16 protein-coding genes are annotated in these 19,488 nt (G+C 68.7%); 10 read left to right on the top strand and 6 right to left on the bottom strand.

The genetic code is table 11. The features are described 5' to 3' along the window. Positions 1-144 precede the first annotated feature (144 nt). The 7 genes from ACO07Z_RS13320 to ACO07Z_RS13290 all read left to right on the top strand — a co-directional run bounded on the left by ACO07Z_RS13320 (position 145) and on the right by ACO07Z_RS13290 (position 6,978). Positions 145-846 carry an FCD domain-containing protein gene (locus ACO07Z_RS13320; RefSeq protein ID WP_421699147.1) on the top strand — a complete coding sequence of 234 codons (702 nt, stop codon included), beginning with the start codon at positions 145-147 and terminating at the stop codon, positions 844-846. A 150-nt stretch (positions 847-996) separates the two neighbouring features. Continuing rightward, positions 997-1,956 (top strand): tripartite tricarboxylate transporter substrate binding protein, encoded by a 960-nt coding sequence (locus ACO07Z_RS13315; RefSeq protein ID WP_421699146.1) that lies wholly within the window; start codon positions 997-999, stop codon positions 1,954-1,956. A 117-nt stretch (positions 1,957-2,073) separates the two neighbouring features. Then, the gene (locus tag ACO07Z_RS13310) at positions 2,074-2,562 is read left to right on the top strand and encodes a tripartite tricarboxylate transporter TctB family protein (protein WP_421699145.1); all 489 of its coding nucleotides are present in this window, start codon (positions 2,074-2,076) and stop codon (positions 2,560-2,562) included. Continuing rightward, positions 2,559-4,055 carry a tripartite tricarboxylate transporter permease gene (locus ACO07Z_RS13305; RefSeq protein ID WP_421699144.1) on the top strand — a complete coding sequence of 499 codons (1,497 nt, stop codon included), beginning with the start codon at positions 2,559-2,561 and terminating at the stop codon, positions 4,053-4,055. Before ACO07Z_RS13310 ends, ACO07Z_RS13305 begins: the two co-directional genes overlap by 4 nt. Then, positions 4,052-5,422 (top strand): MmgE/PrpD family protein, encoded by a 1,371-nt coding sequence (locus ACO07Z_RS13300; protein WP_421699143.1) that lies wholly within the window; start codon positions 4,052-4,054, stop codon positions 5,420-5,422. Before ACO07Z_RS13305 ends, ACO07Z_RS13300 begins: the two co-directional genes overlap by 4 nt. After that, the gene (locus tag ACO07Z_RS13295; protein ID WP_421699142.1) at positions 5,419-6,186 is read left to right on the top strand and encodes an SDR family NAD(P)-dependent oxidoreductase; all 768 of its coding nucleotides are present in this window, start codon (positions 5,419-5,421) and stop codon (positions 6,184-6,186) included. Before ACO07Z_RS13300 ends, ACO07Z_RS13295 begins: the two co-directional genes overlap by 4 nt. A 36-nt stretch (positions 6,187-6,222) precedes the next feature. Beyond that, positions 6,223-6,978, top strand: a complete 756-nt coding sequence (locus ACO07Z_RS13290) for a TSUP family transporter (protein ID WP_421699141.1) — start codon at positions 6,223-6,225, stop codon at positions 6,976-6,978. Between the two features lie 15 nt (positions 6,979-6,993). Here ACO07Z_RS13290 and ACO07Z_RS13285 read toward each other — a convergent pair whose 3' ends face one another. After that, entirely contained in the window at positions 6,994-8,001 is a 1,008-nt protein-coding gene (locus tag ACO07Z_RS13285; protein WP_421699140.1) for a hypothetical protein, read from the bottom strand. A 266-nt stretch (positions 8,002-8,267) separates the two neighbouring features. Between ACO07Z_RS13285 and ACO07Z_RS13280 the strand changes: the two genes are divergently transcribed. Continuing rightward, positions 8,268-9,791, top strand: coding sequence for an MFS transporter (locus ACO07Z_RS13280; RefSeq protein ID WP_421699139.1), 1,524 nt, complete (start codon positions 8,268-8,270; stop codon positions 9,789-9,791). Between the two features lie 18 nt (positions 9,792-9,809). Here the strand turns inward: ACO07Z_RS13280 and argE are convergent, their stop codons facing one another. Further along, positions 9,810-10,964, bottom strand: coding sequence for an acetylornithine deacetylase (gene argE / locus ACO07Z_RS13275; RefSeq protein WP_421699138.1), 1,155 nt, complete (start codon positions 10,962-10,964; stop codon positions 9,810-9,812). Positions 10,965-11,073: 109 nt separating this feature from the next. Continuing rightward, positions 11,074-12,243 carry an aromatic ring-hydroxylating oxygenase subunit alpha gene (locus ACO07Z_RS13270; RefSeq protein ID WP_421699137.1) on the bottom strand — a complete coding sequence of 390 codons (1,170 nt, stop codon included), beginning with the start codon at positions 12,241-12,243 and terminating at the stop codon, positions 11,074-11,076. Positions 12,244-12,353: 110 nt separating this feature from the next. Between ACO07Z_RS13270 and ACO07Z_RS13265 the strand changes: the two genes are divergently transcribed. Continuing rightward, positions 12,354-13,322, top strand: coding sequence for a LysR family transcriptional regulator (locus ACO07Z_RS13265; RefSeq protein WP_421699136.1), 969 nt, complete (start codon positions 12,354-12,356; stop codon positions 13,320-13,322). Further along, a complete protein-coding gene (locus tag ACO07Z_RS13260; protein ID WP_421699135.1) occupies positions 13,319-14,569 on the top strand; it encodes a Zn-dependent hydrolase in 1,251 nt (416 codons plus the stop codon). Before ACO07Z_RS13265 ends, ACO07Z_RS13260 begins: the two co-directional genes overlap by 4 nt. 333 nt (positions 14,570-14,902) lie before the next feature. Here the strand turns inward: ACO07Z_RS13260 and ACO07Z_RS13255 are convergent, their stop codons facing one another. From ACO07Z_RS13255 to ACO07Z_RS13245, 3 genes are all read right to left on the bottom strand, one after another. Then, positions 14,903-15,634, bottom strand: coding sequence for an ROK family protein (locus ACO07Z_RS13255; RefSeq protein WP_421699134.1), 732 nt, complete (start codon positions 15,632-15,634; stop codon positions 14,903-14,905). Further along, complete coding sequence (locus ACO07Z_RS13250; RefSeq protein WP_421699133.1) at positions 15,631-18,138, bottom strand: glucan 1,4-alpha-glucosidase; 2,508 nt, start codon at positions 18,136-18,138, stop codon at positions 15,631-15,633. The genes ACO07Z_RS13255 and ACO07Z_RS13250 overlap by 4 nt, the downstream gene beginning before the upstream one ends. A 215-nt stretch (positions 18,139-18,353) precedes the next feature. Next, positions 18,354-19,376, bottom strand: a complete 1,023-nt coding sequence (locus ACO07Z_RS13245) for a LacI family DNA-binding transcriptional regulator (RefSeq protein WP_421699132.1) — start codon at positions 19,374-19,376, stop codon at positions 18,354-18,356. Positions 19,377-19,488: the final 112 nt, after the last annotated feature.

Genomic DNA, 19,488 nt, shown 5'->3' with positions numbered 1-19,488 from the left:
AGGCCTTCGGCCCCGAAGGCCTCTCCTCGACCCCAGCGCGCCCGCGCCGGGGTCTTTTTTTGGCGCGTGGAAGCCCACATGTCGAATGCAATATGGCGACATTAAATTGTTGACACTTTGAACGGGAGGCGTAGGCTTCCGTGCATGACCTCTTCCGCCGCCCATGATGTCAGCTTCCTGCGCCTCACCTCGCTCCCTATGCTGCTGGAGCGCGAGATCGAGAGCATGATCCTCGATGGTCGGCTGAGCGAGGGCGGGCGGATCAACGAGAACCAGCTCGCCGCCACCTTCGGCGTCAGCCGCGGCCCGGTGCGCGAGGCGCTGCGGTCGCTGGAGGCGCTGGGGCTGGTGGAACTGCTGCCCAATCGCGGCGTCTTTATCCGCAGCCTCGACATCACCCAGGTGGTGGAGATGTATGGCGTGCGCGCGGCGCTGTTCGGCTATGCCGCGCAGCTTCTCGCCGCCCGCGCCGAGCCGGAGGTGATCGCCCGGCTGCGCGGCATGCTGAATGAGATGGCCGACGCCGCGCAGGCGCATGATTTCGACCGCTACTACCCCTTAAACTTCGCCTTTCACGATTTCATCGTCGAGCGCGCCGGCAATGGCGTGCTCACGGCGCAGTATCGCGGGCTGGTGAAGCAGCTGCGGCTCTACCGCGCCGGCAATCTGATGACCGGCAACACGCTGGAGCTTTCCAACGAGGAACATGCGCGCATCGTCGCGGCCATTGAGGGCCGGGACACCGCGCGCGCCTACCAGACGAGCTTCGACCATGTCGAGCGCGGCAAGGAGCGGCTTCTCGCCCGCTCTGCCCCCGCCGGCTTGGCCGAGGAACAAAGCGCCTGATCTGAAGCGTTCAAGGAGAGGCGCCCGGCCAAGGGTGCCCGAAGCCCGGCGACGCACGCCCGCGCCAAGGGGCGCGTGCCGCCGCAACCGTCACATCATCATCGGGAGATCGCCCGGCAGAGGCGGCCCCGCACTCCTGGGAGGAAGTCCATGCGAAAGACCCTGACCGGCCTCTTGAGCGCCGTGCTGGCCGTGGGGCTCGGTACGTTCAGCCTCAAGGCCGAACCCCTCGCCTATCCACACAAGGTCGTCACCCTCGTCACCCATTCCAGCCCCGGTGGCGGCAGCGACGTGTTCCTGCGCGAATTGTCGAAATATCTCGGCAAATATATCGGCGCCACCTTCATCGTCGAGAACGTGCAGGGCGGCAGCGGCGCCAAGGCGGTGGCGCGCGTCGCCGCCGCGCCGGCCGATGGCAGCGTGTTCTACGCCACCACGCCGACCTATATCTACACCTCGCTGCTCTCCAAGCCCTCCGCCACCTATAAGGACCTGGAGCCGCTGGTGAATCTGTTCGCCGACAGCGAGGTGATCTACACCCGCGCCGACGGCCCGTTCAAAACCCTGCAGGACGTGATCGACAAGGCCAAGAAGGAGCGCGGCCGCTGGGGCGCCGCCAACCCGGCCTCGCTGGAGCGCCAGGCCGCCGAGCAGCTCAAGCGCGCCGCCGGCGTCAACGCCGCCATCGTCACCCATGAGGGCGGCGGCGACATGATGCTGAACGTGCTCAACGGCACGCTCGACATCGGCATCGGTGAAATTCAGGAGCTGCGTTCGCAGATCGACGCCGGCAAGATCCGCCTGCTCGCCACATTCAACCCCGCGCGCATTCCGGAAAAGCCCGACGTGCCGACGGTGAAGGAAAGCGGCTTCGACGTGACGCTGGTGAAGTTCCGCGGCCTGGCCGGCCCCAAGGGCCTGCCGGACAATGTCACCAAGGTGTGGGACGAGGCGATCAAGAACGTGCTCGCCGACCCCGACTACAAGGCGCGCTATACCGAAGAGGTGCTGGTGCCCAACTATATCCCGCACGCGCAGTACCAGGCCTTCATCACCAATTTCGCCGACACGACCGAGGCGTTCCTGAAGGAAACCGGCGCGGTGAAGTAGCCGCCGCGGCGACGCCGGCGGCCTCCCGCCAGCGTCGCCCGCTTGCCGCAATGCCCGCCCTGCGCGCCCCCTCCGGGCCGGGGCCGGCGGCACCTTCCGCCCCCCGAGGAACGGATCATGAGACAGGACTATCTCAGCGGCGGCGTGCTTCTCGCCCTCGCCGCCGGCTACTACGCCGCCACCGGCACCATTGCCGAAAGCACGCTGTCGGACGAAATCGGCGCCACCGGCCTGCCCCGGCTGCTGGCCATGCTGCTTGCCTTCATCGGGCTGGCGCTGCTGGTGCGCACCGCCTTCGCCGACCTTTCCGCCCGCCGCACGCGCGTGCCTCAGGTCGCGGCCGAGGAAGAGGAAGGCGCCTCGCTGCCGCGCGCCATCGGCCTGCTGCTGATCGGCGGGGCCTATGTGCTGCTGCTGCCCTTCCTCGGCTATTTCCTTTCCGTCGCGATGCTGATCGGCGCGGTGGCCTTCTATGAGGGCGCCGCCCGCAGCTGGGTGCTGCCGACCGCCGCGCTGGGCGGGGCGACGCTCTACTGGGCGATCTTCGTCAAGCTGCTGGGGGTGCACCAGCCCGCCGGCTCCCTCTTTCAGGGATGGCTGTCGTGACCACCTTCTGGGACATTCTGCATCTTCTCACCGCCACGCCGCTGGTGCCGGTCGCCATTCTCGGCCTGACCTGGGGCATTCTCGGCGGCGCGCTGCCGGGCATCTCGGCCTCGATCACCATGGCGCTGGTGCTGCCCTTCACCTACACGATGGACCCGGCGATGGCGATCGCGCTGCTCGCCTGCGTCTATATCGGCGCGGAATATGGCGGCTCGATCCCCGCCATCCTGATCCGCACCCCCGGCACCAATTCCTCCGCCGCCACCGTGATCGACGGCTACGAGTTGAACCGCCAAGGGCGCGCCGGCGAGGCGCTGGGCATTTCGCTGATGTCGGGCGTGGTGGGAAGCCTGTTCGGCCTCGCCATGCTGGCGCTGCTGACCGAGCCGCTGTCCTGGCTGGCGCTGGCCTTCCGCCCGACCTCCTATTTCGCGCTCGGCATTCTCGGCCTCAGCGTCATCGCCTCGATGAGCGGGGAGTCGCTGCTCAAGGGCCTCGCCTCGGCGGTCATCGGGCTGATGATCGCCACGGTCGGCACCGACCCGATCTCGGGCGTCACCCGCTTCACCTTCGATGTCGCGGACCTCTTGAGCGGCGTCGAGCCCGTGGTGGTGATGGTCGGGCTGTTCGCCCTGACGGAACTGATGAGCCAGTCCGGTTCCACCTCGGTCACCCAGCTCGGCAATTCGATCCGCATCCGGCTCCCCAGTTGGGACATGATGGGCCGGCTGCGCCGCTCGCAGATCATCGGCTGCATTCTCGGCCTGTTCGAGGGGCTGACGCCGGGCGGGGGCGGATCGGTCGCCGCGTTCATGTCCTATAATGAGGCGCGGCGCTGGTCGAAGACGCCGGAGAAGTTCGGCAAGGGCTCGGAAGAAGGCATCGCCGCGCCGGAGGCCGCCAACAACACGGTCGCCTCCACCGCGCTGATCCCGCTGCTGAGCTTCGGCATCCCCAGCTCCAACTCTACCGCCGTGCTGCTGGGCGGGCTGTTGATGCACGGGTTGCTGCCCGGCCCGCGCCTGTTCGAGCAGAACCCGCAGGTGATCGACAGCCTCTATGTCGGCTCGTTCATCGCCATCATCGCCCAGATCGGCGTCGGCGTGCTGATCCTGCCGGCCTGCGTGTGGCTGGTGAACCGGCCGCGCCCCTACCGCGCCGGCTTCATCCTCGCCCTCATCCTCTCCGGCCTGTTCACGCTCAACAACAGCCCGTTCGATCTCGGCCTTGCCCTCGCACTCGGGCTGGTGGGCTATCTCATGCGCATCGCCCGGTTCCCGGTGCTGCCGATGATTCTCGGCGTGGTGCTCGGCCATATGGTGGAATCGAGCTATCGCCGCTCGCTCGTCCTCTCCGGTGGAGACCTCCGCATCTTCATCGAGGACCCGATCGCCGTCGGCCTGCTCGGCGCCGCCTTGTTCTTCATCGTCTTCTCCTTGGCGCGCGAATACCGCGATGCGCGCCGGACCCAGCTGCAGGAAACCCATTCGTGAACCAGCACCGCGCGCTCTCCGAGGACACCGTCGCCGGCCGTCTGGCTCGCTTTGCCGCCAGCGCCGCCCCGCCCCCGGCCGCCGAGGCGGTGAGCCGGCGCCTGCTGCTCGATGTTTGCGGCCTCGCCTTCGCCGCCCGGCACGAGCCCTACACAAGCGCCGCGCTGGCGAGCGCCGCCGGCACCGGGCCCTGCACCGCCATCGGCCATGCGCAGGGGCTGAACCTCTATGACGCCGCACTGGTCAACGGCACGGCGGCGCATGGCGAGGATTATGACGACACCTTCGAGGGCGGGCCGGTGCATGCCGGCGTTGTGGTGGTGCCGGCCGCGCTCGCCATCGCCGAGCATCGCGGCCTGGACGGGACGGCGGTCATGCGCGCCATCGCCATCGGCGCCGAACTGATGAGCCGCCTCAGCCTCGTCGCGCCGCAGGCGATCCACAAGGCCGGCTTCCACCCCACCGCGGTGATCGGCGCGATGGCGGCGGCGGTGGCAGCGGGGGCGGCGATCGGGCTCGACCGGGCACGGCTCGCGCACGCGCTGGGCATCGCGGGCAGCCTCGCCTCCGGCATCATCGAATATCTCGCCGACGGCTCCTGGACCAAGCGGCTGCACCCCGGCGCGGCGGCGCAGGCGGGGCTGCGCGCCGCGCTGCTGGCGGAGGGCGGCTTCAAGGGCCCGGCCAGCGTGTTCGAGGGCGACCACGGCTTCTTCCGCGCCTTCGCCCCCTCGAAGACGGCGAATTTCGCGCCGTTGCTGGAGGGGCTGGGCGACGAGTGGATCATGCCGACCATCGCCTTCAAGCCCTATGCCTGCGGAACCATGACCCAGCCTTTCATCGACTGCGCCATCGCGCTCGCCGGCCAAGGGGTGCGGGCGGAGGAGATCGTCAGCCTCGTGTGCAAGGTCGGCGAGGGCACGGTGCATCGGCTCTGGGAGCCGCTGGCCGCCAAGCAGGCGGTGCCGAACGGCTATGCCGCCAAATTCTCCACCCCGTTCTGCATGGCGGTCGGCTTTCTCGACGGCGCGGCGGGGCTGGTGCAGTTCACCGACGCACAGACCGCACGCGCCGACGTGCGGGCGCTCGCGGCGAAGATTTCCTACGTCATCGACCCCGCGGACGAATATCCAAGCAACTTCACCGGCCATCTACGGGCGACGCTGACCGACGGTTCGGTGCGCGAAATCCGCCAACCGCACATGCGCGGCGGCGCGCGCGAACCGCTCTCGGACGCCGAGCTGCTGGCCAAGTTCAACGCCAACATCGCCTATGGCGGCGGCGACGCAGCGGCGGCGGAAGCCCTGCACGCCGCCATCGACACCCTCGCCGCCGGCGGGAAGGTCGCGCTGGGAGAGAGCGCATGAACGGTTCACCCGCTGAGGGCGCTTCCCGCCCCGTCGCCATCGTCACCGGCGGTTCGCGCAATATCGGCCGCGCCATCGCCCATGCGCTGGGGCGGGCGGGGACGGCGGTGGTCATCGTCGCCCGCTCCGACCGCGACGCGGCCGAGACGGTGGTGCACGAACTGGAAGCGATGGGCGCCCCGGCCTCGGTGGTGCTGGCCGATGTCGCGCGCGAATCCTCCGCCGATCTCATCGTCGAGCATGCGCTGGAGCGCTTCGGCCGGCTGGACGTTCTCGTCAACAACGCCGCCATCCGCCGGGAAAAGCCGGTGGAGGCGATGAGCCTGGCGGAATGGCGCGAGATCACCGGCATCTGCCTCGACGGCGCCTTCCTGCTCTGCCGCGCCGCCATCCCGCATCTGGCGGCTTCCCCTGCCGGCAGCATCATTAATATTGGCGGGCTCACCGCCTATACCGGCGCCCCGAACCGCGCCCATGTCGTCGCCGCCAAGGCGGGGCTGGACGGGCTGACCAAGGCGCTGGCGGTGGAGCTGGCGCCGCGCGGCGTCACCGTCAATCTCGTCTCGCCCGGCCGCATCGGCACCGACCGCAGCCACGCCTCGGCGGAGAAGAACCCGGCGCACCATGCCCGCAACCAGACCCTGCTGGGCCGCGAGGGCACGGCCGAGGAGGTGGCGGCGATGGTCGCCTATCTCGCCGGCCCGCAGGCCCGCTTCGTCACCGGCCAGACGGTCCACGTCAATGGCGGCGCCTTCCTGCCGTGATCCGCGTCGGCCTCCCCCAACCGACTGGGCGCCGCCATGTTCGGTGATGTGAGCCTGTGGCATTACCTTCTGGTCGCCGCCGTCGCCTTTGTCGCCGGGGTGGCGGGCGGCGTCACCGGCTATGGGCCGGGGCTGTTGCTGCCGCCGATCCTGCTGCCGATCATCGGAGCCGAAGCGGTGGTACCTGTGATCGCCGCCTCCTCCCTGCTCTCCAACACCAGCCGGCTTCTCGCCTTCCGCCGCTCCTTCGACCCGCGCCGCGCGGCGCTCCTCGTCGCGGCGGCGCTGCCGACCGCCGCACTGGGCGCCTATGGCTATACGCGCCTCTCCGGCGCCGGTGTGTCGGTGGTGATCGGCACCGTGCTGATGCTGGCGATTCCCACCCGCCACTGGCTGGCGCGGGTGAGGGGTCATCTCTCCGGCTACGGCCTCACTGTAGCGGGCGCCGGCTTCGGCCTGTTGATGGGCGGCACGGCGGGAACCGGCGTCGTGCTGCTCTCCATCCTGCTGGCCGCAGGTCTCAACGGCGCGGCTGTCATCGCCACCGATGCTGGCATTTCGCTGGTGCTGAGTGTCGTGAAGGTCGGCGTGTTCCAGGCGGCGGGGACGCTGCCGCTGACCTCGTGGGTGATGGCGGTGCTGATCGGCGCGACGGCGACGCCGGGCGTGTTCCTCGCCAAGCGGCTGGTCGGCACCCTTTCCGAGGGCGCGCATATCCGGGTCCTCGACGCCGTGGTGATCCTCGGCGGGCTGGTGCTCATCGCGCAGGGCGTACGCGCGCTGATGGCGTGAGGCTATCGCCGCTCGTCAGTCCGCCGCCGGCTCGCCAAGAATGTGGCGGATCAACGGAGCGGTCTGCGCCTCGGCGTTCATCTCCTCCCGGTGATAGCGAAGCGCTGCCGCGCGGGCCGCCCCCAGCCACGCAGCATCGTGCAGGCGATCGGCAAGCTGGTCCGCCCCCTGTTGCGGATCGGTGGGGTCGAAGGCGACCGACAGGGATTCAGGAAGGTAGCGCAGGCCCGGATTGCCGGCATAGGCGACGGCAAGGCCGGCGGCGATGTATTCCCCCACCTTGTTGGACGCGGCGGAGAGGAAATAGGCCTTCCAGAAAGGAGAGCCGTTCACCGCCTCCACCAACGGAGCCCAGTGGAGACCGACATCGTAATAGGGCAGGCGGGCATAGAGTTCGGCTTTTTCCACCGCTTCGAAAACCCGATAAAGGGGATGCGAGATAAGCGTACGTGCGGTCTCCAGCTGCTGACGCGCCAGTTCTGGCTTGTCGGGGACTCCAAAGAAATACCAGTCAAAGGCGATTCCGCGGGAGCACAGACGATCAAGGAACCGCGTCAGCCGGGCCCGATCCATCGACTCCAGGACGTGGAAGGAGCTGGTGAAAAGAACCCTTGGCGGCACGCCCGGCACGGCAATGTGCGGCACAGGGTTCAATGCACTCAGCAAAGGCGAGTTGCGCACAACGAAACCCGGTGCCGTCAGCTTCGGCCAGTCGCGCCGCCGCCAGCTATGACGCAGATCGCACACATCGACATAGGCATCGAGCCGCGAGGCCATCCGGCCAATAAAATCCATGTGGCGGTTGTCATAATAGTCACAGAAATAGCCGGCGACACGGGGGCGGCGGAACGGAAACGCCATCTTGTAGGCAAGCGCCGTCACGGCCAGTTCGTGTTCGGCAATGATCCAGTCCGGCTGGAAGCGGGCGAGGATCGACACCCCATCCGCATGCAGCTGCACGAGCGCGCGCAGGCCCTTCCGGTTCAACTTGCGTGGCAAGGGGCTGTGGGCGATGCCCTCCATCGGAGGCTGCAGGCCTACCGGGCTCTCCCGAGACGCGACGAGAACATCGGCCCCCCCGGCCTTTAGCCCCAGGGCGATATTGTAGAGGCCCGGAAAGGTGGCAAGCGAGTACGAGGCCAGAATTGCTACTCTCAACGCCCACCTTTATCGACTGCGGACCTCCCCACCGGCTCAACTGGCCGGAGGTTGCACGATCAGTTATGCACGCGCCCAGGTCATCCAGCAAGACGCCCGATTGCGCCTTCTGAAACGGTAGAAAGCGCCCCATGTACGCCGCCACATCCCCCAGCTTCCACCGCGCCAGCCCGCGCGACTGGCTGGCGCTCGCCGTCATCGCGCTGCCGTGCGCGGTCTATGCGATGGACCTCACGGTGTTGAATCTCGCCGTGCCGCATCTCGCGCTCGATCTCGCGCCCTCGGCGGCACAGCTTCTGTGGATCATCGATATTTACGGCTTCATGGTCGCCGGCGCGCTGATGCTGATGGGCACGCTGGGCGATCGCATCGGCCGGCGCAAGCTGCTGCTGATCGGCGCGGCGGCCTTCGCGCTCGCCTCGATCGCCGCCGCCATGGCGCGCAGCGCCGAGCAGCTCATCCTCGCCCGCGCTTTGCTCGGCCTTGCCGGAGCGACGCTGGCGCCCTCGACACTCTCGCTCATCCGCAACATCTTCCTCGATGACCGCGAGCGCACCTTCGCCATCGGCGTGTGGATCGCCTGCTTCTCCGCCGGCGCGGCGCTGGGGCCGCTGGTGGGCGGGGTGATCCTCACCTATTTCGGCTGGGGCGCGGTGTTTCTCGCCGCTGTTCCCGTCATGCTCGCCCTGCTGGTCGCCGGGCCGCTGCTGCTGCCGGAATATCGGGACGAGAAGGCGGGCCGGCTCGACATTCTCAGCGCCGCCCAATCGGTCATCGCCGTGCTGGCGCTGGTCTATGGCATGAAGCGCGTCGCCGAGCATGGGCCGGGGCTGGAGGCGGCCGTGGCGCTGGCGCTGGGGCTTGTCGTCGTCGGTTTCTTCCTCACGCGGCAGAAGCGGCTCGCCGACCCGATGATCGACCTCGCCTTGTTCGCCCATCCCGGCATCGGCGCGGCGCTGGCGATCAATGTGCTGGCGATGATGGGGGTGATGGGCATCTTCGTGTTCATCTCGCAATATCTGCAATTCGTGCTCGGCATGAGCCCGCTGGAGGCGGGGCTTTGGACCGCGCCTTCCGGCGTGTGCTTCGCCCTCGGCTCCATGGCGACGCCACGCCTGGTGCGGCGCTGGCGGCCGGTGGACGTGCTCTCGGTCGGGCTCGTCTGCGCGATTGCCGGCTTCCTGCTGCTCACCCAGCTGCGGGCGGAGCCTTCCATGGGGCTGCTGATGGGCGCCATCGTGCTGATGTGCCTCGGCCTCTCCCCGGCCGGCACCCTCACCACCGATCTCGTCATGCGCCTCGCCCCGCCCGAGCGCGCGGGGGCGGCGTCCGGCATCTCGGAAACCAGCTTCGAGTTCGGCGGCGCCATGGGCATCGCCGTGCTCGGCAGCCTGGTGGCGGCAAGCTACCGGCTGGGCATGGAGGCCGCGCTCCTGCCGGAAGGTATTCCCCCCGCGCTGCTGGAGCCGGCGCAGCGCACGCTGGACGCGGCCGTGTTCGGCGCGGCCAAGCTGCCTGAAGCGCTGGCAACGCCGCTGCGCGAGGCCGCTTTCACTGCCTTCTCCCACGCCGTTGACCTCGCGGCGCTCACCTGCGCCGCCTCGGCGCTGCTGGCGCTCCTCGTCGCCCGCGCCCGGCTGACACGGGTGCGGTAGGCAATCCGACGCGTCCCCTCAGGCGCTGATCTCGTCGACGAGGCGGGTCAGCATCACCGCGCAGCGGGCGAGCTGGTCGCGGCTGACATATTCGTCCGGCTTGTGCGCGTCGCGTATGTCGCCGGGGCCGCACACCACGGCGGGGATGCCGAGCTTCTCGCGGAACAGGCCGCCCTCGGTGCCGAAGGCGATCTTGCGCAGTGGGCCGGGACCGTTGAGCCGGCGCAGCAGCGCCACCACCTCGGCCTCCGGCGGCGTTTCCAGCCCGGGATAGGCGTTGACGATGTCGATGGAGACGCCGGTGCCGGGAAAGCGCGCCTCGGTTGCCCGCGTCAGCTCGGCCGCCTTGTCGAACAGCCGTTCCAGCAAAAGCGTGGGATCATCGGTCGGCAGGTTACGGATCTCGAACTCCACCGTGCAGGCGTTCGGCACGATGTTGAGCGCGGTGCCGCCTTGGATGGTGCCGGCATGGACGGTGGTGAAAGGCACGGCATAGGCGTCGTCCTGCGGGCCGCCGGCCAGTTCGTCCTGCATCGCCCGCATCTCGCCCAGCATGTCGGCGGCAAGGTGGATGGCGTTCAGCCCTTCCGGCGCGTGGCTGGAATGGCATTCCTTTCCCCGGCAGGTGAGCCGGGCCGCCAGCTTGCCCTTATGCGCGACCACAGTTTCCAGCATTGTGGGCTCGCCGATGATGCACAATGCCGGCAGGTCGGGCGCGCCGACGAGGCGCTCGATCAGGCCGCGCACGCCGACGCAGCCGATCTCCTCGTCATAGCTGAAGGCAAGGTGCAGCGGCCGTTCCAGCCGCCGCGTCGCCGCCAGTTCCGCCGCCGCGAGCGCGCAGGCCAGAAAGCCCTTCATGTCGCAGCTGCCGCGCCCGAGCAGTTGATCGCCCCGCGCGGTGAGGCGGAACGGATCGGTGCTCCATGCCTGCCCCTCGACGGGAACCACATCGGTATGGCCGGAGAGCAGCACTCCCCCACCGCCGGAGGGGCCGAGCACCGCGTGAAGATTGGCCTTGGTGCCGGCCGCATTGTGCACGAGTGTCAGCCGGGCGCCGAGCGGCGCCAGCAGCGCGCGGACATAGTCGATGAGCGCGAGATTGGACTCGCGGCTGATGGTGGGAAAGGCGATCAGCCGTTCCAGAATCTCGATCGGGCGTGAAGCGTTCATGGGCGGCCGGCGCAAGCAAAACGGGACGCCCGCAGGGTGACGCCTCAGAGCGGCGCGGCAAAGCACGAATTTCCAAGCCGCTGGATAGGAAAAACCGAAGCCGGCCCCCTCACTCGGCCGCAGCGGCGAAACGGCGCTCGAAGCCGGCGGTGCGCGCGGCGATGTACTGCATGAAATCGTAGATCGGCCGCTCCAGATAGGAGAGATGGCCGGCGCGGGCGCGGTCCGCCTTCATGCCGCGAAACACCTTCTCCGTGCAGCCGCGATCTTCGACATTCACCTCGTCGAGCAGCCCCTTCAACGTCGCGACATACTCGTCCGCCCGCGGATCGGCCATGAACTCCGGCGAGAGCCCGCCGCCGAACAGCAACGACACCTTGTCGGGCCCCTGCGGGTGCAGCGACAGATACCAGAAATAGCCCGGCGTGAGGGTGATAAGGTGGCTGGGATAGAGCGCCAGCAGCGCCGTCGTCTTGCGCCAGCGCCCCTCCAACCGCGTATTGGTGGGGTGAGCATTGCCGATCGGCAGCGAGGCTTCCTTGGTGATCCAGTGATAGTTGAACGCCGGCAGGCCCGGCGGGCACTCCATCTCTTCCAGCTTGGAATGACCGCCCACAGTGGCGGCGTGGCAGACCGGCAAGTGGTAGCTCTCCATGAAATTCTCGGCGAGCACCTTCCAGTTCGTGTCCCACACATGGGTCTCGCGAAAGCACTCGACATAGTTCTCCATCTGGTAGGGCGCGATCATCGCCTCCAGCGCGCCGAGGCTTTCCGCGACGCCGGGCCGGCCTTCGTCCAGCGTGACATAGATCCAGCCGAGCCATTCCTCGCAGCGAATGGCGGGGAGAGAATAGTCCTCCTTACAGAAGCCGGTGGTCTCCGCCATGAACGGCGCCCCGCGCAGCCGGCCGTCGAGGCCATAGGTCCAGGCGTGGTAGGGACAGACGATGGCGCGGCGGTTGCCCGTTCCTTCCAGCAGGGTCGACATGCGGTGCAGGCAGACATTGGAGAAGGCCCGCAGCCGCCCTTCGCCGTCGCGCAGCACCATCACCGGCTGGCCGGCCAGCTCATAGGTCAGATAGTCGCCGGGATTTGCCAGCGAACTCGCCCGCCCGACGCAGATCCATTCGCGGGCGAAGATGGTCTCCAGCTCGCGGGCGAGAAAATCCGGGCTGGTATAGACGCCCGGTGGCATGGCGACCGCGTCCTCGAACGGACGGGCGGCGGCGGCGAGCAGCGCGGCGGCGGGCGACGACAGGGCGATCGGCGGAAGGCTCATGAGCGTCATCCTCGCGTGGGGTCCGGCCGCGTCAAAGGCTTGAACCCAAGGGTGCAACGCTCCTAACATAGATAAAAGCTCAATTATCCGAGCATCGAGACAGCTAGAATATGGTTCGCTACACGCTCCGCCAGATCGCCTATTTCCGCGCGGTGGCCGAGCAGGGCGGCATCGCCCAGGCGGCGCGGGTGCTCAATATCGCCCAGCCCTCCATCGCCCAGGCGCTGGCAAAGCTGGAGCAGGCGCTCGGCCTTACCCTGTTCGAGCGCCACCATGCCCGCGGGCTGACGCTGACCCTGCAGGGACGGAGTTTTCTCGGCCACGCCACGGCACTGGCGCTGGCCGCCGAGCAGGTGGAGCGCGAGGCGCGGGCGCTGGCGGCCGAGACCACGGGAGAGATCCGGCTCGGCGTGTTCTGGACGTTGGCGCCGTTCTACGCCGCCGACCTGATGCGGGATTTCGCGCGGCAGGCGCCGGGCGTCGTCATCCGGCAGAAGGAAATGGCGCTGACCCCGCTGGCCGAGGCATTGCGCAGCGGCGAGATCGACCTCGCGCTGACCTATGACCGCGGCGCCGATCTCTCCGACCTTCCCCGGCGCGAACTCGCCGCGCTCCAACCCAGCGTGGTGGTGGCGGCCGACCACAGGCTGGCGCGACGCCGCGCGGTTTCCTGGCACGAGCTGGCGGACGAACCCTATGTGATGCTCGACGGTCCGGGCAGCCGGGCCTATTTCGAGGAATTGCTGGCGGAAGGCGGGATTGCGCCGCCCATCGCCTATGTCTCGACCTCGCTGGAAGCGGTGCGCAGCGCGGTGGCGGCGGGCTTCGGCTTCACCCTGCTGGTGATGCGCCCACCCTCCGCCACCACCTATGACGGGCGCCGGGTGAAGACGTTGCGGATTGCCGGGCCTGTGCGGCCGCTGCGCATCGTACTCGCCTCGCGCTATGGCGCCCGCGACGGCCTGCTGCGGCGTTTCGCCGATCATGCCGCCGCCTATTTTCACCGCGCCAATGGGCGCGAAGCCGGCTATGAGCCAGACGACAGACCGCATCCGCGCAGAGGGAGACCACCAGCATGAACCAGCAGACCGGCAATATGCGTGTCGATGGCGGGCGGCTGTGGGAAAGCCTCATGGCGATGGCGCAGATCGGCCCCGGCATCGCTGGCGGCAATAACCGGCAGGCGCTGACCGATGCCGACCGCGAGGGACGCCTGCTGTTCCAGCGTTGGTGCGAGGAGGCCGGAATGGTGGTGGGCATCGACGCCATGGGCTCGATGTTTGCCCGCCGCGAGGGCACGGACGCGGACGCCCTGCCGATCCTCATCGGCTCGCATCTCGACACTCAGCCGACAGGCGGCAAGTTCGACGGCGTGCTCGGCGTGCTCGCCGCGCTGGAAGTGGTGCGCACGCTGAACGATCTCGGCATCCGCACCCGCCGGCCGGTGGAGGTGGTGAACTGGACCAATGAGGAAGGCTCGCGCTTTCCTCCCGCCATGGTTGCCTCCGGCGTCTATGCCGGCGTCCACACGCTGGACTGGGCCTATGATCGCACGGATGCGCAGGGACTGCGCTTCGGCGACGAACTGGAGCGCATCGGCTTCAAGGGCGAGGAACCGGTGGGCCAGCGCAAAGGCCACGCCTATTTCGAGCTGCATATCGAGCAGGGGCCGATCCTGGAAGAAGAAGGCGTCGATATCGGCATCGTCACCCATGGCCAGGGGCTGCGCTGGGTGGAGGTGACGCTCACCGGGCGCGAGGCCCATACCGGCACCACGCCGATGGACCGCCGGCTCAACGCCAGCCTCGGCGCGGCGCGTATCATCGACCGCATTGAAGCGATCACCCGCGCCCACGGGCCGAAGGCCGTCGGCGCGGTGGGTCAGCTGGTGTTCGCGCCGAACTCGCGCAACATCCTGCCGGGCAAGGTGGTGTTCACCGCCGATCTGCGCCATCCGGAGCTGGCGGCGCTGAACTCCATGGCGGAGCAGGTGAAAGAGGCGGCGCGCGCCATCGGCGCGGAACTCGGCATCGGGGTGGCGATCGCGGAGGTCGGCGCCTTCGACCCCACGGCCTTCGACGAGGATTTGCTGGCCGGGCTGCGCGCGGCGGCGGAGCGGCTCGGCTATTCCCACCGCGACATGGTGTCGGGCGCCGGGCACGACGCGTGCTGGGTGGCAAAGGCCATGCCCTCCGCCATGATCTTCTGTCCCTGCGTCGATGGGCTCAGCCACAACGAGGCGGAGGACATCACGCCGGCATGGGCCGGCGCCGGCACCGATGTGCTGCTGCAGGCCGTGCTGCAAGCGGCGGAAGTGGTGGAATAGGCTTTCAAGGGCCGCCATGCCTTGGGTCGACCCGCGCACCAAGTGGGGGCGGCCGGGGAATAAGCTTGGCGATTCGCCCTGCGCGCGGGAAAGTGCTGGGTCCCCGGGTCAAGCCCGGGGATGAGGGCGTACGGGATGGACAGGGCTGATTGAGCTCAGGCGCCCCGCCCCGGCGCTCCATTCTCCCCTCCTCATGCCCGGGCTTGACCCGGGCACCCAGAGCGGCACGGCGCTTGAGGCATGGATACGCGATCAGACGTGTGGGGACGGAAGGGCTGGGTCCCCGGGTCAAGCCCGAGGATGAGGGCGGTCGGGGGCAGACCTTCGCTCCCCTCATCCCTTGCGCCAGAGCGCGGCGCCGCCGGTGAGGCCGGCATCGTTGCTCGCGAGGCTGACATTGGCCGGCAGCTCGATTTCGACATGCTTGGCATTGCCGCCGCCGAGATAGAGATGATCGTAGTGCAGCAGCACATAGAGCAGCTCGATCACCCGCTTCACATGGTGATTCCAGTGGTGCTTGCCGTGTGATTCATAGGCTGCCACGCCGAGATATTCGTCATAGGTCAGGTTGTCGTGCACCGGATGGTGCGCCAGCTCCATGTGCGGCATGAGATCGCCGTCGCGGAACAGCGCCGTGCCGCAGCCGGTGCCGAGCGTCATCACCAGTTCCAGACCCTTGCCGGAGACGATGCCATAGCCCTGCATCTCGGCGTCGTTGATCAGCCTTGCCGGCGCCTTGAGCCGTGCCGCCATCGCCTCCGCCAGCGCGAAGCCTGCCCACAACTCGGTGCCGAGGTTCGGCGCGGTCAGCACCCGGCCGTTGCGCACCACGCCGGGAAAACCGATGGAGATGCGGTCAAAGGCCGGCAGCTTGGCCGCCATGCCGGCATAGGCGTCGAGCAGCGCCTCCGGGTGGCAGGGATGGGGCGTGTCGACCTTCTCGCGCTCGGACAGCATGGTGCCGTGATCGTCGATGACCGCGCATTTCAGCCCGGTGCCGCCGACATCCGCCGCCAGAATGCCGGGCTTTGCCGCCGCGCCTGCGGTGCTCGTTGCTTCCGTCATGCCTGCCCTCCCTCGACATCGCTGCGCGCGGGCTCCGCAACCCGCCGACTCACTTCCGGCTCGTCCGCCGCCGCGTGGAACAGCGTTCCGTCGCCGTCGACGACGACGCTGTAATCCTCGCCTTCCCATTTGTCCGCTTCAGGCCAGAAGAAGGTGAAGCGCAGATGACGGCCGTGGTGGCGCAGCGTGGTCGGCAGATCCACGATGTGAAGGCCGAAGCTCGTGGGATGCGTCGGCGTGTCCTGGCTGGTCGTCCAGCCGTCGAGCGACCAGTGGATGACGGCGGGCGCCGGCAGCTCGATGCGCAGGGCAAGGCCGGCGGGCAGCGAGCGGAGCTTCTGGTTGAAGTGCCAGAGCCGGCGCGGCGAGGTGACCTTGTCGACGAGATAGCGCTGCGCTGTCTGCGGCGGGGTATCGAACACCTTGCCGTCATGCAGCGAGCGCATCAGCTTGATGTGCTCGGCATGGGCCCAGACCAGCGGCATGGCGCTGCCCGAAGGCCGGCCCTTGTAGAGCTCCCGCTCGGGAATGTCGTCCTGGTCCCACACTTGTTCGGGCAGCAGCCCGCCGGGGCCGGCGCAATCCTCCAGCGTGACCAGAAGCTGGCCGGCGCGCACCAGATTGCCGGCGGCGATCTCGTAATGCGCCCGCTCGCCGGTGAGCAGCGGCCAGGCACGGCCGATGCCGGTGCCGTCGAAGGGTGAGCCGTCCTCATGCTCGCCATAGCCGTCGCCATTGTAGCGGTACCAGACCGGCCCTTGCGGCAGTTCCACCTTGAGAACGGCGTCGATGGCCTTGATGGTGTCGAGGATGCGCGGGTCATTCGGCGCGCGCAGGCCGAAGCGCACCAGCGCCAGCGCGTCCGGAGAAATCAGCTGCGCCGCCGGCCGGTCGGTGTCGGCGGGCGGGCGGTTCTTCACCGGCACGAAGCCGTCGAGCGGGGAGGCCGCGTCCGCCGTCTCCGGCGGGGCGATGCGCACATAGTAGCCCTCGACGCCGAGCCGGTCGGCGAGGTCGGTGCCGGTGGCGAAGGTCCAGTGCTCGATGGAGTCGTTCCACGCATCGGCCTTCTCGCGCAGATAGCGCGCATCCGCGCTCCGGCCGGCGATATCCATCATGTCGGCGGCAGCAAGCAGCGCGGAGATTTCCGCCGCCAGGGTGAAGGGCGAATAGCCGGCATCCTCCTCCCAGCGGTCCTGGCCGGTGACGGGGCCGTTGAGGACGATGAAGCGCGCGGCGCGCGTGATCATGTCCATGTAGCTGTCGAGTTCGCCATGGGCGAAATGGCCGCTGCGGCGGATCATGTCCGCAAGCAGGATCGGGAAGGCGCATTCGTCCATCTGCACGCCGCCCCAATAGGGCACGCCGTCCAGCCAGACATTCTGCGACCAGTGGCCATCCGCCTCCTGTATGGCGCGGAGATAGCCGAGCACCGACTTCGCCTCGTCATAGGCGCCCGCCGCCAGCAGGCCGCCGGCATTCTCGACGAGATCGCGCGGCCAGACGAGGTGATAGCCGCCGAGATCCTCGTCGCCCTTGTTGAAGCCCCAGGGAATGGAGAGGCTGGCGATGATGGCGCCCGGCATCGAATAGGGCTGGTGGGTGGCGAGCACGATGGTGCTGGCACGGTAGGCATTGATGTTGGAGCGGCCCTGCGGATGGTCGAGCGGCATCAGCGTGCTCTGCCAGCTGCGCCAGCCCTGCACATAGGTGCGGCGCAGCTCCTCGAACCCCTCCTGCAGGCTGCACACGGCGCGGAAGCCCGCTTCCTCCGGTCGGGCGCCGAAGCCGAGCGCCACCAGCATCTCGCCATTGCAGGCGGCAAGGTCGATCTCGGCGCTGAGCGCGACGTTGCCGGACTCGGCGCGGCGGTATCGCTCTTCCAGCTGTCCGTGGCGGCTGAGCTGCTGCCAGCCGTCGGAGGTGCCGACATAGCCCACCGACCGCGCCTTCCACGGCACCGAGCAGGCGAGCGCCAGCGACTGGCCCCGCCGGCCGGAGGCGAACAGCATCGGCGTGCCCTTGTAGTCGCCGAGCCAGGCGGTGTTGTCCGCCCCGGCATTGATGAGGTGCGGCGCCAGCAGCGCGAACAGGCGATAATCCGAGATGTCGCCGATCAGCGCCTCGAAGGTCACCTTCTGGATCAGCACCTCGCGGCGCGGATCGGTGAGGATCTGCTTCTGGATGCGCCAGCGCCCGTCATGGGCGGTGTTGAGCAGGTGGTAGGCAGGCACGCCGTGTTCGAGCACGCCGACCTCATGGTCGGCATCGCGCTTCTCCTCGGCGAAATAGCCGTCCGGCCCGGTGACGAGAAAGCCGAAATCGCGGGTGCAGGCGGTGTCGACGCGGGGATAGTAGATCTCGTTGAGAATGCCGTGGCTGAGGGTGAACCACAGCCGGCTGGCCGCCGTGCGCGCCGTGCCGACGCCCACCTTGGCGCTCGAGGTCCAGCGTGCCGGGCCGCCGGGGCCGCCGGGCGGTACAAGTTCTCCATCGTCGCTCATGGTTTCCCCCACTCGCGCCCCTTGCCGGGACGCCTCTTCCTTCGGGCGCGCCGGGCCAACCCGCCGCGCATGCCTCCCGTGCCCCACCGGGGAACCTGCGGGGAATTTCCGGTGCGGTCAATCGGGCATCGTTCCCGTGGGAGAGGCCGGAGGCCGCTGCCGGTGAGGGGCCCCTCTCCGCTCGGCACTTTCTTACCGAAAGGGCGCCACGGCGTTCACCCGTGCGCCGCGACGATCCGTCCGACGGTTGCAGGCGGGGCGGTGCTAGCGCGCAGCACCAGTTCCGTTGGCAGCACGATATCGCCCTCCGGCGCCGCGCCGCCGATCATCGCCAGCAGGCACTCCGCCGCCCGCCGGCCGATCGCCTCGCGCGGCTGGCGGATGGTGGAGAGGGCGGGGGTCATGTGGGAGACCAACTCGATATCGTCGAACCCCATCACCGACACGTCGCGCGGCACGGCGAGACCGCGATGCTGCACCTCGCCGATGAAGCCGCAGGCCATGGCGTCGCTGGCGAGGAACATCGCCGTGGGGCGTTCCTCTGCGGGCAAAGCGAGCCACATCGCACCGGCACGACGGCCGGAATCGAGGCTGAAATCGCCGGGTAGCACGCAAGGCGCCGGCAGGCCGTGGGCGGCGAGCGCCTGCTCGGTGCCGGCAAGGCGCGCCTCGCTCAGCACATTGCCGGGCGGGCCGGCGACATGGCCGATGCGGCGATGGCCAAGGCCGATGAGATGTTCCACCGCCACCCGCGCCGCCGCGCGGTTGTCGATCTTCACCCGCGGTGCTGGGATACCCGGTATCCATTCGCAGGCGAGCACCACGGGCACGCGGCGCTTCAGCCCTTCGGCGGGAAGCGAGCCATCGAGCACGATCAGCCCGTCGGCGCGGCTCGGCTCGGCATAGGCCAGCAACGCCTCTCCGCCCATGACGCAGCTGTCGGCGATGAGCAGATTATAGCCCGCGCCGGCCAGCACCGCCGCCATGCCGGCGAGGATCTGCGAGAAGAACGGGTTGGACAGGTTCGGCACCAGCGCCACCACGCCGCCGGTGCGCCGGTGGCGCAGATTGCGCGCCGCGTGGTTGAGGCGGTAGCCGGTCTGGCGGATGGCTTCCTCGACGCTGCGGCGCGTCTCGGCGCTCACCACGTCGGGGTTGGAGAGCACGCGGCTGACCGTGGCGGTGGAAACGCCGGCGAGCCGCGCCACGTCCACGATCTTCGGTCTCTGGTGCTGCATGGCCACTCCATAGACGCGCCGGCCCCCTGCTGGCAATCGCCTCGCGATGCCGTTACGGAAACCCTCATCGACCCCCCTTGCAATCGATTACAGGCCTCCGCTAGGCTGAATG

It is taken from the genome of Ancylobacter sp. (genome assembly GCF_965229075.1).
Lineage (GTDB): Bacteria > Pseudomonadota > Alphaproteobacteria > Rhizobiales > Xanthobacteraceae > Ancylobacter.
Note: the sequence above shows the minus strand (reverse complement) of the source record. Positions and strands in the feature narration are given on the sequence as shown.

Coding starts and splice junctions, on each gene's coding strand:
- ACO07Z_RS13255 (WP_421699134.1), bottom strand. CDS start 15,634: ATGACGGAAGCAACGAGCACCGCAGGCGCGGCGGCAAAGCCCGGCATT.
- ACO07Z_RS13270 (WP_421699137.1), bottom strand. CDS start 12,243: ATGAGCCTTCCGCCGATCGCCCTGTCGTCGCCCGCCGCCGCGCTGCTC.
- ACO07Z_RS13320 (WP_421699147.1), top strand. CDS start 145: ATGACCTCTTCCGCCGCCCATGATGTCAGCTTCCTGCGCCTCACCTCG.
- ACO07Z_RS13315 (WP_421699146.1), top strand. CDS start 997: ATGCGAAAGACCCTGACCGGCCTCTTGAGCGCCGTGCTGGCCGTGGGG.
- argE (WP_421699138.1), bottom strand. CDS start 10,964: ATGAACGCTTCACGCCCGATCGAGATTCTGGAACGGCTGATCGCCTTT.
- ACO07Z_RS13285 (WP_421699140.1), bottom strand. CDS start 8,001: ATGGAGGGCATCGCCCACAGCCCCTTGCCACGCAAGTTGAACCGGAAG.
- ACO07Z_RS13250 (WP_421699133.1), bottom strand. CDS start 18,138: ATGAGCGACGATGGAGAACTTGTACCGCCCGGCGGCCCCGGCGGCCCG.
- ACO07Z_RS13310 (WP_421699145.1), top strand. CDS start 2,074: ATGAGACAGGACTATCTCAGCGGCGGCGTGCTTCTCGCCCTCGCCGCC.
- ACO07Z_RS13265 (WP_421699136.1), top strand. CDS start 12,354: ATGGTTCGCTACACGCTCCGCCAGATCGCCTATTTCCGCGCGGTGGCC.
- ACO07Z_RS13245 (WP_421699132.1), bottom strand. CDS start 19,376: ATGCAGCACCAGAGACCGAAGATCGTGGACGTGGCGCGGCTCGCCGGC.
- ACO07Z_RS13295 (WP_421699142.1), top strand. CDS start 5,419: ATGAACGGTTCACCCGCTGAGGGCGCTTCCCGCCCCGTCGCCATCGTC.
- ACO07Z_RS13260 (WP_421699135.1), top strand. CDS start 13,319: ATGAACCAGCAGACCGGCAATATGCGTGTCGATGGCGGGCGGCTGTGG.
- ACO07Z_RS13290 (WP_421699141.1), top strand. CDS start 6,223: ATGTTCGGTGATGTGAGCCTGTGGCATTACCTTCTGGTCGCCGCCGTC.
- ACO07Z_RS13280 (WP_421699139.1), top strand. CDS start 8,268: ATGTACGCCGCCACATCCCCCAGCTTCCACCGCGCCAGCCCGCGCGAC.